The sequence below is a fragment of the Streptomyces sp. NPDC012769 genome (assembly GCF_042901205.1).
Lineage (GTDB): Bacteria > Actinomycetota > Actinomycetes > Streptomycetales > Streptomycetaceae > Streptomyces.
The window spans coordinates 268,209-280,017 of sequence record NZ_JBIBCP010000004.1; the positions used below are offsets into that span (position 1 = coordinate 268,209).

At 70.9% G+C, this 11,809-nt stretch carries 10 protein-coding genes and 2 tRNA genes; 8 read left to right on the forward strand and 4 right to left on the reverse strand.

Annotated elements, in window-relative coordinates:
• Positions 1–34 precede the first annotated feature (34 nt).
• The 3 genes from ACFY7C_RS22520 (at position 35) to ACFY7C_RS22530 (ending at position 2,061) form a co-directional block, all read left to right on the forward strand.
• A complete protein-coding gene (locus ACFY7C_RS22520; RefSeq protein ID WP_356701273.1) occupies positions 35–496 on the forward strand; it encodes a molybdenum cofactor biosynthesis protein MoaE in 462 nt (153 codons plus the stop codon).
• Between the two features lie 150 nt (positions 497–646).
• Positions 647–910 carry a hypothetical protein gene (locus ACFY7C_RS22525; protein WP_389653462.1) on the forward strand — a complete coding sequence of 88 codons (264 nt, stop codon included), beginning with the start codon at positions 647–649 and terminating at the stop codon, positions 908–910.
• A 65-nt stretch (positions 911–975) separates the two neighbouring features.
• Positions 976–2,061, forward strand: coding sequence for a PDZ domain-containing protein (locus tag ACFY7C_RS22530; protein WP_389653465.1), 1,086 nt, complete (start codon positions 976–978; stop codon positions 2,059–2,061).
• A gap of 16 nt (positions 2,062–2,077) precedes the next feature.
• Here the strand turns inward: ACFY7C_RS22530 and ACFY7C_RS22535 are convergent, their stop codons facing one another.
• Positions 2,078–2,632, reverse strand: coding sequence for a PPA1309 family protein (locus ACFY7C_RS22535; protein WP_389653468.1), 555 nt, complete (start codon positions 2,630–2,632; stop codon positions 2,078–2,080).
• Positions 2,633–2,776: 144 nt separating this feature from the next.
• Here ACFY7C_RS22535 and ACFY7C_RS22540 point away from each other — a divergent pair, with 144 nt between their 5' ends.
• The 4 genes from ACFY7C_RS22540 (at position 2,777) to ACFY7C_RS22555 (ending at position 8,163) form a co-directional block, all read left to right on the forward strand.
• Positions 2,777–5,734: a UPF0182 family protein gene (locus ACFY7C_RS22540; RefSeq protein ID WP_389653471.1), complete on the forward strand. Its 2,958-nt coding sequence runs from the start codon at positions 2,777–2,779 to the stop codon at positions 5,732–5,734.
• 45 nt (positions 5,735–5,779) lie between these two features.
• Positions 5,780–5,853: transfer RNA gene (locus tag ACFY7C_RS22545), tRNA-Met, on the forward strand.
• A gap of 185 nt (positions 5,854–6,038) precedes the next feature.
• Positions 6,039–8,000, forward strand: coding sequence for a tetratricopeptide repeat protein (locus tag ACFY7C_RS22550; protein ID WP_389653474.1), 1,962 nt, complete (start codon positions 6,039–6,041; stop codon positions 7,998–8,000).
• Between the two features lie 89 nt (positions 8,001–8,089).
• Positions 8,090–8,163, forward strand: a tRNA-Met gene (locus ACFY7C_RS22555).
• A 131-nt stretch (positions 8,164–8,294) separates the two neighbouring features.
• On the opposite strand, the gene ACFY7C_RS22560 is transcribed toward ACFY7C_RS22555, so the two are convergent.
• Positions 8,295–8,714: a Fur family transcriptional regulator gene (locus ACFY7C_RS22560; RefSeq protein ID WP_389653477.1), complete on the reverse strand. Its 420-nt coding sequence runs from the start codon at positions 8,712–8,714 to the stop codon at positions 8,295–8,297.
• A 135-nt stretch (positions 8,715–8,849) separates the two neighbouring features.
• On the opposite strand from ACFY7C_RS22560, the gene ACFY7C_RS22565 reads away from it, so the two are divergent.
• Entirely contained in the window at positions 8,850–10,319 is a 1,470-nt protein-coding gene (locus ACFY7C_RS22565; protein WP_389653480.1) for a catalase, read from the forward strand.
• A gap of 78 nt (positions 10,320–10,397) precedes the next feature.
• Here the strand turns inward: ACFY7C_RS22565 and ACFY7C_RS22570 are convergent, their stop codons facing one another.
• Entirely contained in the window at positions 10,398–10,790 is a 393-nt protein-coding gene (locus ACFY7C_RS22570) for a cyclic nucleotide-binding/CBS domain-containing protein (RefSeq protein WP_389653483.1), read from the reverse strand.
• Positions 10,791–10,925: 135 nt separating this feature from the next.
• Positions 10,926–11,738: a histidinol-phosphatase gene (gene hisN / locus ACFY7C_RS22575; RefSeq protein ID WP_389653486.1), complete on the reverse strand. Its 813-nt coding sequence runs from the start codon at positions 11,736–11,738 to the stop codon at positions 10,926–10,928.
• Positions 11,739–11,809: the final 71 nt, after the last annotated feature.

The following is an 11,809-nucleotide window of genomic DNA, read 5'->3' on the forward strand; positions in this document are numbered from 1 at the left end:
CCGTCTCGTCGGCGGCGTACGGCACGATGGAGTCATGGCAGACACGCATGACCACCCCGGCGAGCGGGCCGCGGACGACCCGATCAAGCTCCTCGCGATCCGTGACACCCCGCTGTCCGTCGACGAGGTCTTCCGTGCGGTCGGTGACGACGCCGCGGGCGGCACGACCCTGTTCGTGGGCACGGTGCGCAACCACGACGGCGGCGCCGACGTCGACGCCCTCGGCTACTCGTGCCACCCCACCGCCGAGGCGGAGATGCGCCGGGTCGCGGAGAAGGTCGTCGCGAACCACCCGGTCCGCGCCCTGGCCGCCGTCCACCGAGTGGGTGACCTCCATGTGGGTGACATCGCCGTGGTCGTCGCCGTCTCCTGCCCCCACCGCGGCGAGGCCTTCCAGGCCTGCCGCCAGCTGATCGACGACCTCAAGCACGAGGTCCCGATCTGGAAGCACCAGACGTTCTCGGACGGCACCGAGGAGTGGGTCGGGGCCTGCTGAGAGTCACCGACCGGTGGCAAGGCGCCACGCCGACTGCCCGTGGTCGAACGGCCCGATTTGCGTAACCGCCCCCCACGCGTGAGCGTTGATCCCGCGGATGAATAATCTGCTGATCGACTCACTGGTGACCATTGGGGATGGGAGGTCGGGATGGCTGCGCTCGCCTGGTTGCTGATTCCGCTTTTCGCCGTCGTCGGCGCGGCGATATGGGGAAGCTGGGCCTCGAGGGACAAGACGACAGGCGACGTCGCCGAGCTCGCGGGATACGCGCGGTTCCGGGACGCCATGGAGCGGTCCCACGCCACCCCCGCCCACTCCGCGTCCGCCGCCCCGGCCCCCTCCCCGGCCGTCGCTTCCGCTTCCGCTTCGGCGCTGCCCGAGCGCGACGCGTCCCCGGCGACGACCACCGGCTGATCCCCTGATCCCCGTACGGACCGCCCCAGGGGTGCACTCACAGACCGGTCCCGTACTGTCGTTCCATGCCACGCCGCACTGCGACGATGCTCGCCTCCACCCTGGTCCTGATCACGCTGCTCTGTGTCGGCGTCCTCATTCCGGTGCCGTACGCGGAGATGAGCCCCGGCCCCACGGTGAACACCCTCGGTGAGGCGCGCGGAGAGCCGGTCCTGCAGATCTCGGGACGTCAGACGTACCCGACCTCGGGGCACCTCAACATGACGACCGTCCGCGTCACCAGCGCGGACTACAAGATGAACGCCGTCGAGGCCGTCTACGGCTGGCTGGCCCACGACAGCGTCGTGGTGCCGCACGACACGCTCTACCCGGACGGCAAGACCGAGGAGCAGTCCACCCAGGAGAACGCCGAGGAGTTCTCCCAGTCGCAGGAGAGCGCCAAGGTCGCCGCCCTCCGGGAGCTCGACATCCCGGTGACCACCCGGGTCGTCGTCGCCACCGTCGTCAAGGGCACCCCCGCCGAGGGCCGGCTGCACGCCGGCGACGTCATCCGCGCCGTGGACGGCGTGGCCGTCAAGGCGCCGGGCGACGTGGCCAAGCTGGTCACCAGGCACAAGCCAGGCCAGGACGTCACCTTCACCATCGTCCCGGCCAAGGAGGCCGCCGCCGCGGAGAAGGTCCACAAGGACGCCACCACGACCGAGAAGGTGGTCCTGAGGACCGCCAGGTCCCAGGAGGGCGACCGGGCCATCGTCGGCATCCAGGCCGGCACCGACCATGTCTTCCCGTTCACCATCGACATCAAGCTCGCCGATGTCGGCGGCCCCAGCGCGGGGCTGATGTTCGCGCTCGGCATCCTCGACAAGCTGACCCCGGGCTCGCTCACCGACGGCCGGTTCGTCGCCGGCACCGGCACCATCGACGACAAGGGCAAGGTGGGCCCGATCGGCGGCATCGAGATGAAGCTGGTCGGCGCGCGCAAGGCGGGTGCCGAGTACTTCCTCACCCCGGCCGACAACTGCGCCGCGGCCGCCGCCGACACGCCCGCCGGACTCACCCTGATCAAGGTGAACACGATCGACGACGCGACGAAGTCGCTGGAGAAGCTGCGCAAGGGCGACACGGCGTCCCTGCCCAGCTGCTCCAGCTGAGACCAGCGGCCGGCGGCTAGGACGCGAAGGTCGCCGCCAGCGCGTCCGCCAGGCCCGGCACCAGGTCGGGACCGGTGAGCACCTCGCTCGGCGAGTCCTTCTCGCGCAGCCGGATCGCGGCCTCCCGCGCCCCGTCCCGCAGCACCGCGACGGTCATCCGGACCTCCTGGCGCTCCGGGTGGCGGGCCACCCACTTGGCCAGTCCGGCCTCGTCCAGGTCCTTCGGCACGGCGGCCTCGGCCGACGGCGGCAGCATCAGCCGCTCGACCGTGAGCGCGCAGCCGGCCACCGCGTCGGGCCAGGCGATGGTGCCGAGGAACTCGTCGAGGGGCTTGCCGGCCGGCAGCTCCTCCTGCTCGATCGGGGTGTAGGCGGTGGCGGCATCCGCGCCGAGACCGAGCTGCGAGGCGAGCGAGGGCTCCTGGGCGCGCAGCCGGGCGGTGTCGACCAGGGCGAAGAGCCGGGCCGGCCGGTCCCAGCCGAGGCCGGACGCGTACTCGTCGATCTCGAGCACGGCTCGGGTGAGGGGACTCGCGGCCATCGGGGGACCGGAGGGGGAAACGTTGGACATGGGCAATATCCTGCCTCCTCCACCCCGGAACACGGGAACTAGGTAAAGCCTCAGTAAGTTGCATCAGTGGGCTCTACGATCGCGGAGCCTGCTTATCGACGCATTCGACGCATCAACCTCGAGGGGCGCACGTTGGCTTTCCAGATGCCGGACCGCGGAGGCGGCACAGGTCCTTCCGGGCCAAGGATCAGAGTCGGCCGGCCGTCCCGGCGCGCCCGTACGCTGCTGATGACGCTGGGCGTCCTCGCCGTCCTCGCCATGGCGTTCGTGATGTTCGCCGGGTTCTGGACGGACTGGCTCTGGTACCGCTCGGTCCAGTACCAGTCCGTCTTCACCACCACCCTGTGGACCAAGATCGGTCTTTTCCTCGTCTTCGGTCTGCTCATGGCGCTGGCCGTCGGCCTGAACATCTGGCTGGCGTACCGGCTGAGGCCGCCGCTGAGCGCGATGTCGATGGAACAGCAGAGCCTCGACCGGTACCGGATGGGGATCGCGCCCTTCAAGAAGTGGGTGCTGCTCGCCGTCACGGCCCTGATCGGCCTGATCGCCGGTGCCTCCGCCTCCGGTCAGTGGCGGACCTGGCTGATGTGGGTGAACGGGGTGCCGTTCGGCGAGAAGGACCCGCAGTTCCAGCTGGACGTGGCGTTCTACGCGTTCGACCTGCCCTGGTACCGCTTCCTGCTGGCCTTCGGCTTCGCGGCCGCGGTCCTGTCGCTGATCGCCGCCGCGCTCACGCACTACCTGTACGGCGGTCTGCGGATCACCAGCCCGGGCGCCCGCGCCACCGCCGCCGCCACCGGCCATCTGTCGGTGCTGCTCGGCGTCTTCGTGTCGCTGAAGGCCGTGGCGTACTGGCTCGACCGCTACGGCCTGGCCGTGAAGTCCAGCGACTTCAAGGCGACCGGCAACTGGACCGGCCTGCGGTACGTGGACGCCAACGCCTATCTGCCGGCGAAGACGATCCTGTTCTGCATCGCCGTGATCTGCGCGGTGCTGTTCTTCGCGACGCTGTGGCGGCGCACCTGGCAGCTGCCGGTGATCGGCTTCGGCCTGATGGTGCTGTCGGCGATCCTCATCGGCGGCCTCTACCCGGCCATCGTGCAGAAGTTCCAGGTCCAGCCGAACGAGCAGGCCAAGGAAGCGCCGTACATCAAGAAGAACATCGACGCGACCCGCAAGGCCTACGCCATCGACACCACCAAGCCGGAGGAGTACTCGGGCAAGTCGACGGTCAAGGACAAGGACCGGCTGCGGGGCGACGCCGACACGGCGGCCAGCTACCGGCTGATCGACCCGAACATCGTGTCGCCGACCTTCCAGCAGCTGGAGCAGAAGCGGAAGTACTACCAGTTCCCGCTGACCCTCGACGTGGACCGCTACCAGGGCAAGGACACCGTGGTCGGTCTGCGTGAGCTGAACATCCGCGGCATCCCGAAGCGGAACTGGATCAACGACCACTTCACCTACACCCACGGCTACGGCGCGATCATGGCCACGGGCACGCAGACGGACGCCAACGGCTCGCCGATCTTCACCGAGCAGGGGCTGCCGACCACGGGCCAGCTCGGCCCGTACGAGCAGCGGATCTACTACGGCGAGAAGACCGACCAGTACTCGATCGTGGGCGGGCCCCAGAAGGAGCTCGACTACGAGGAGAACGGCGAGAAGACCACCAGCTACGAGGGCAGGAGCGGGGTCAACCTCTCCAACGCCTTCAACCGGGCGGCGTACGCGGTCGCGTTCAGCGAGCCGCAGATCCTCTACTCGGGGGCCATCGGCGACGGCTCGCGGATCCTCTACAACCGCACCCCCAAGGAGCGGGTCGAGGCGGTCGCGCCCTGGCTGACCATCGACGGCGACGCCTACCCGGCGGTCGTCGACGGCCGGATCCAGTGGATCGTCGACGCGTACACCACCACCAACGGCTACCCGTACGCCTCGCGCACGACGCTCGGCGAGACCACGGCGGACGCGCTGACGGTCGGCAACCAGCAGCGCGCGGTCGTCGCCCCGCAGAACCAGGTCAACTACATCCGCAACTCGGTGAAGGCCACCGTCGACGCGTACGACGGCACGGTGAACCTCTACCAGTGGGACAAGCAGGACCCGGTCCTCAAGACGTGGATGAAGGCCTTCCCGGGAACGGTCAAGGACCGTGAGCAGATCGACCCGGAGCTCATGCAGCACCTGCGCTACCCGCAGGACATGTTCAAGGTCCAGCGCGAGCTGCTCACCCGCTACCACGTACAGGACCCGGCGCAGTTCTACAGCGGCTCGGACGCCTGGCAGGTGCCGGACGACCCGACCAACAAGGACGGCAACGCGGTCCCGCCGTACTACCTGAGCATCAAGATGCCCGGTGACCAGGCGCAGAAGTTCTCGCTGACGACGACGTTCACGCCGAACGGGCGGCCCAACCTGGGCGGCTTCATGGCGGTGGACGCCGATGCCACCAGCAAGGACTACGGCCGGATAAGGCTGCTGCGGGTCGGGGAGGACGTGCCGGGCCCCGAGCAGGTGCAGAACAAGCTCAACAGCCTTCCCTCGGTCGCCCAGTTCGTGCGCGACATGAAGGGTGCCGACTCCGACATCCAGTACGGCAACCTGCTCACGGTGCCGCTGGACGGCGGCTTCCTGTACGTCGAGCCGGTGTACGCCCAGGGCCGCAACGCGCACTACCCGCTGCTCAAGAAGGTCGCGGTGTCGTACGTGGACGCGGACCAGCCGGAGGGGGACACGACCAAGGACACCACGGTGTTCGAGGACACCCTCACCGGGGCCTTGAACGCGGTGTTCGGGGTCGAGGGCACCGCCCCGCCGGCCACCCAGCCGCCGGGCACCACCAAGCCCCCGGCGCCGGTGACCAACGACGCCGCGCTGAAGCAGGCCATCGCTGACGCCCAGAAGGCGTACGACGAGGGCGAGGCGGCACTGCAGAAGGGCGACTGGGCGGCGTACGGCAAGGCGCAGGAGGCCCTGCAGGACGCCCTCCAGCGGGCGGCGGAGGCGGGAGCGAAGCTCCAGACCCCCACGGGCGGCGCCAAGCCGGCGCCGACCCCGACGCCCACCCCGACCCCGAGCGCGAGCCCGGGGAGCCGCTGACGGTAAAAGTGCTGCTCCGCGTCGTGATAGCGTGTGAACACACGACGCGGGGTGGAGCAGCTCGGTAGCTCGCTGGGCTCATAACCCAGAGGTCGCAGGTTCAAATCCTGTCCCCGCTACTGAAGACGAGGGCCCGGATCCATCAGGATCCGGGCCCTCGTCATGTCCCGAAGGGCGGTGCGGAGACGGCGAGTTGGCGCGAGACGTGTTTGACTTGTCTCTCTGTGGGCATGTCGACAAAACGCTGAAGTGACCTCACTGGCTGCGGTATACCAGGTGTACGCGGGTTGCAGGTGGTGCGACGATGGTATTTATGGGGGACAGGGCAACTCTGTTGGAGACAGGGCGGTTTGTGCAGCGGCATGCCGGAAACGCCGCAGACGAGATCATCGAGGCCGCGGGAGCCGCCGTCGCCGCGGCCGTCGACACCACCACCGCCGAGACCGAGACCGAAGCCGAGACCGAGGCCCGCCACCGGCGAGCCGCCGAGCACGGGGACGCCGCGGCGATGAGCGCCCTGGGCGCCCTGCTGCTGCGCCGAGGCGACCTGGACGGCGCCGAGCCGTATCTGCGCGGGGCCACCGCCCAGGGCGACCGCGCCGCCGCCAACAACCTCGGGGTCCTGCTGCACCAGCGGGGCTACCCCGACGAGGCCGCCGGCTGGTGGCGCATCGCCGCCGTCGCCGGTTCCGCGCCGGCCGCGCACGCCCTCGGCCGCCACCACCGCGAGCGGGGCGACGAGCCGGCCGCCGAGTACTGGCTGCGCCAGTCCGCGGAGCAGGGGCACGCCCTCGGCGCGTACGCCCTCGCCGACCTCCTGGAGCACCGCAGCGACGTCGGTGCCGAGCGCTGGCTGCGGGCCGCCGCCGAGCAGGGCCACCGCGAGGCCGCCTACCGGCTCGCCCTCGCCCTGGAGCGGCGGGCGACCGCGCCCACCCGTGGCCCGCACGCGTACGACACGGGCACCGGCCTGCGCACCTCGGCCGCGCCCGACGCCACCGGCGGCACGCAGGCCGAGACCGGCGCGGGCGGGGAGGCGCCGGCGGCGCACCAGGACTCCCTGGCCGAGGCCGAGCAGTGGTTCCGGCAGGCCGCCGCGCGCGGCCACCGGCGGGCCGCCCTGCACCTCGGCGCGATCCTGGAGAAGCGTGGCGCCCTCAAGGAGGCCGGTCGCTGGTACCTGTCCTCCGCCAAGGACGGCGAGGCCAAGGCCGCCTGCGCGCTGGGCTTCCTGCTGCGCGACGCCGGTGACGAGGAGAGCGCAGCCGTGTGGTGGCTGCGGGCCGCCCAGGACGGCGACGGCAACGCCGCCAACGCGCTCGGCGCCCTGCACGCAGCCCGGGGCGAGCAGCAGACCGCCGAGCGCTGGTACCGGGCCGCCATGGACGCGGGTGACGTGAACGGCGCCTACAACCTCGGGCTGCTGTGCGCCGCCCAGGAGCGGACCGCGCAGGCCGAGCAGTGGTACCGCCGCGCCGCCTACGCCGGGCACCGGGAGGCCGCCAACGCGCTGGCCGTCCTGCTGCTCCAGGCCGGCGACGCCAACGGCGCGGAGCCGTGGTTCTCCAAGGCCGCCGAGGCCGGCAGCGTCGACGCCGCCTTCAACCTCGGCATCCTGCACGCCGGCCGGGACGACGACCGCACCGCCCTGGTCTGGTACGAGCGGGCGGCCGCCGCCGGGCACACCGAGGCCGCCCTCCAGGTCGGCATCGCCTGCCTCCGCGACGGCGACGAGCAGGCCGCCGAGCGCCATCTGCGGTGTGCGGCGGGCGGCGGCAGCGCCGAGGCGGCCTTCCGACTGGCCACGGTCCTGGACGCGCGCCGCCCGGCGCCCGGTCCGCCGGCCCTCGGTGCCCCGCGCGAGGAGAAGAGCGAGTGCGAGGAGTGGTACGAGCGTGCCGCCGAGCAGGGTCACCGCCGGGCCCAGGTCCGGGTGGGCATGCTCGCCGCCGCCCGCGGTGACGTGGCGGAGGCCGCCCGTTGGTACCGGGAGGCGGCCGAGGCGGGATCTCGCAACGGGGCCTTCAACCTGGGGCTGCTGTTGGCCCGTGAGGGCGGCGAGCGGGAGGCGGCCCTGTGGTGGACGCGTGCCGCCCACGCCGGTCACGGCCGGGCCGCGCTCCGGCTCGCCCTGCTCGCGGCGCGCCGGGGGGAGCTGACCGAGGGGCGCCGCTGGTGCGCCCGCGCGGTCGAGCTCGGCCCGGCGGAGGTGGCGGAGCGGGCGGCGCGGCTGAGCGAGGCGCTGCACCAGGAACTCACGGCGTGACGTGGTCACGGCGTAACGCGGCTCACACGGTTCACTCGACTTATCGATTTGCTCTGGTCCGAACGGTCCCGTAAGGTTGGGTTCACCGACGCGGGGTGGAGCAGCTCGGTAGCTCGCTGGGCTCATAACCCAGAGGTCGCAGGTTCAAATCCTGTCCCCGCTACTCAGTAGCACGAAGGCCCGGATCCGGAAACGGATCCGGGCCTTCGTCGTTCCCGCCTGCGCCGTAGGCGCGTACGCATGGAGAAGGCCCCCGCCGTCACGGCGGGGGCCTTCTCGTGGAAGCGGGCGTCCTCAGGCGGAGGTCGCGCAGTTCGGGCAGACGCCCCGGTAGGTGACCTCGACGTCCGAGATCGTGAAGCCGAAGCGCTCCGAGTCGGGGAGGTCGGCCAGCGGGTTGCCCGCCGGGTGGACGTCGCGGATCGCGCCGCAGCGGGCGCAGACCAGGTGCTGGTGCGGGCGGTGCGCGTTCGGGTCGTACCGCTTGGCGCGGCCGTCCGTCGCGACCTCCATGACCTCGCCGAGCGTCACCATCTCGCCCAGCGTGTTGTAGACGGTGGCGCGGGAGATCTCGGGCAGGCGCTCCACGGCGCGGGCGTGGACCTCGTCGGCGGTCAGGTGCACATGATCCCCGTCGAGCACTTCGGCCACGACGCGTCGCTGCGCGGTCATCCGCCAGCCACGGCCGCGCAGTCGTTCCAACAGGTCACTCATGGGGGTCAGCCTAACAGCCGGGCGGGGAATCCCGAACCGGTGTGACTTTGGATGACTGCTTGACTTGGACATTGTCCAATGTAGGATCGAGTACGGCACAGGCCGGGCAGGCAGGACAGGCTTGCGGCAGAACCCATGCAGCAGGAGGCGCACGTGACGCAGGGACCGCTCACCACCGAGGCCGGCGCGCCGGTCGCGGACAACCAGAACAGCGAGACGGCGGGCGTCGGCGGGCCGGTCCTCGTCCAGGACCAGCTCCTCCTGGAGAAGCTGGCCCACTTCAACCGCGAGCGCATCCCGGAGCGCGTGGTGCACGCCCGTGGCGCCGGGGCCTACGGCACCTTCACGGTGACCGCCGACGTCACCGCGTACACCAGGGCCGCCTTCCTCTCCGAGGTCGGCAAGCGGACCGAGACCTTCCTGCGCTTCTCCACCGTCGCGGGCAGCCTGGGCGCGGCCGACGCCGTGCGCGACCCGCGCGGCTGGGCGCTGAAGTTCTACACCGAAGAGGGCAACTACGACCTCGTCGGCAACAACACCCCCGTCTTCTTCATCCGGGACGCCATCAAGTTCCCCGACTTCATCCACACCCAGAAGCGCGACCCGTACACCGGCTCGCAGGAGGCGGACAACGTCTGGGACTTCTGGGGGCTGAGCCCGGAGTCCACCCACCAGGTGACCTGGCTGTTCGGCGACCGCGGCATCCCCGCCTCGTACCGCCACATGAACGGCTACGGCTCGCACACCTACCAGTGGAACAACGAGGCCGGCGAGGTCTTCTGGGTCAAGTACCACTTCAAGACCGACCAGGGCATCAGGAACCTCACCCAGGCGGAGGCCGACCGGCTGGCCGGCCAGGACCCGGACTCGCACCAGCGTGATCTGCGCGAGGCGATCGAGCGCGGCGAGTTCCCGAGCTGGACCGTGCAGGTCCAGATCATGCCGGCCGCCGACGCCGCCACGTACCGCTTCAACCCGTTCGACCTCACCAAGGTGTGGCCGCACGCGGACTACCCGCCGATCGAGATCGGCAGGCTGGAGCTCAATCGCAACCCGCGGAACATCTTCGCCGAGGTCGAGCAGTCGATCTTCAGCCCGGCCCACTTCGTGCCCGGCATCGGCCCGTCCCCGGACAAGATGCTCCAGGGCCGCCTCTTCGCCTACGGCGACGCCCACCGCTACCGCGTCGGCATCAACGCCGACCACCTGCCGGTGAACCGCCCGCACGCCACCGAGGCCCGTACGAACTCCCGCGACGGCCTCCTCTACGACGGCCGGCACGGCGGCGCGAAGAACTACGAGCCGAACAGCTTCGGCGGCCCGCGGGAGACCGGCCGACCGCTCTGGCAGCCGATCCCCGTCTCCGGCGTCACCGGCGACCACGCCGCCGCCCTGCACGCCGAGGACGACGACTTCACGCAGGCGGGCGACCTCTACCGCCTGATGTCCGAGGACGAGAAGGACCGGCTGATCGGGAACCTGGCCGGCTTCATCGCCAAGGTGTCGCGCGACGACATCGCCGAGCGCGCGATCGGCAACTTCCGCAACGCGGACGAAGACTTCGGCAAGCGGCTCGACGCCGCGGTCCAGGCCCTGCGTGGCTGACGGCCGCCTGCCGTAGGGAGAAGAGGGCCGGACTTCCCGTATCCGTACGGGAGTCCGGCCCTCTGCCGTTCGTGAGCGTCAGGCGGCCGCGGCGCTGTGCGCCGGGAGCCAGCAGCGGATGATGTCGCGCACGGACACGATGCCGACCGGCCCGTGGTCGTCGAGGACGACCAGGTGGCGGAAGCCGCCCCGGGTCATCGCGTCCGCGGCCTCCTCCAGGGTCCAGCTCGGGGCGGCGAAGACGACGTCCCTGGTGGTGTGGGCGTCGGCGGTCTCGAGGTCGGGATTCCGGTCCGATCCGATCGCGTTGAGGACGTCGCGCTCGGTGAGGATGCCGAAACCGCCGGAGTCGCCGTCCTGGACGACGGCCGCGCCGACGCGGCGCGCCGACATCAGTCGCGCCGCCTGGCGGAGGGTGTGGGCGGGGCCGATGGTGAGGATCACGGTGCTCATGGCGTCACGGACGAGCATGGAGGGAACCACCTCCGAATCGGTGACTTCGAGAACTCTTTCACAAGTTCACAAAGGGGGGATTCTCAGAGTGGCACCGGGGCGGGGGGTCGACAAGAGGGCGCGCGAAGCGCGCCGGGGATCACTGAGGGGCGGTCACTCCCCGGTGGAGGGCTGCTGGTTGAGGTAGGCGAGCAGTTCGCCGTGGAGCAGACCGTTCGACGCGGCCGCGTTCCCGCTGTGCGGGCCGTGCCGGCCGTCGAGACCCGTGAAGGTGCCGCCGGCCTCCTGCACCACGATCGCCGTGGCGGCCATGTCCCACAGCGACAGCTCCGGCTCCGCACAGATGTCCACCGAGCCCTCGGCGACCATCATGTACGGCCAGAAGTCGCCGTACGCCCGGGTCCGCCAGCACGCGCGCGTGAGGTCGAGGAAGCCGTCGAGCCGGCCGCGCTCCTCCCAGCCGCTGAGGCTGGAGTAGGCGAACGAGGCGTCCTCCAGGCGGCCGACCTTGGACACCCCGATCCGGGTCGCCGACGCCAGGCTGCGGCCCGTGTACGCGCCGAGTCCCTTCGCCGCCCACCAGCGGCGGCCGAGCGCGGGCGCCGACACCACGCCCACCACCGGCTGGAAACCGGTCTCGCCGGCCTCCATCAGCGCGATCAGGGTCGCCCACACGGGCACCCCTCGCACATAGTTCTTGGTGCCGTCGATGGGGTCGATCACCCAGCGGCGCGGGCCCGTGCCCTCCACGCCGTACTCCTCGCCGAGGATCGCGTCCCGGGGCCTGGCGCGCTGCAGCTGCCCGCGGATCAGCTCCTCCGCGGCCTTGTCGGCCTCGCTCACCGGGGTCATGTCGGGCTTCGTCTCGACCTTCAGGTCGAGTGCCTGGAACCGGTCCATCGTGGCCGCGTCCGCGGCATCCGCGAGGACATGGGCGAGACGCAGATCGTCGTGGTAATCGGCCATGGTCGAAACTCTATCCCCCGAAGACGCGTCGGCCCGCGCCGACCCTTGACAGTGCGTGGCCGCGCGTCAAC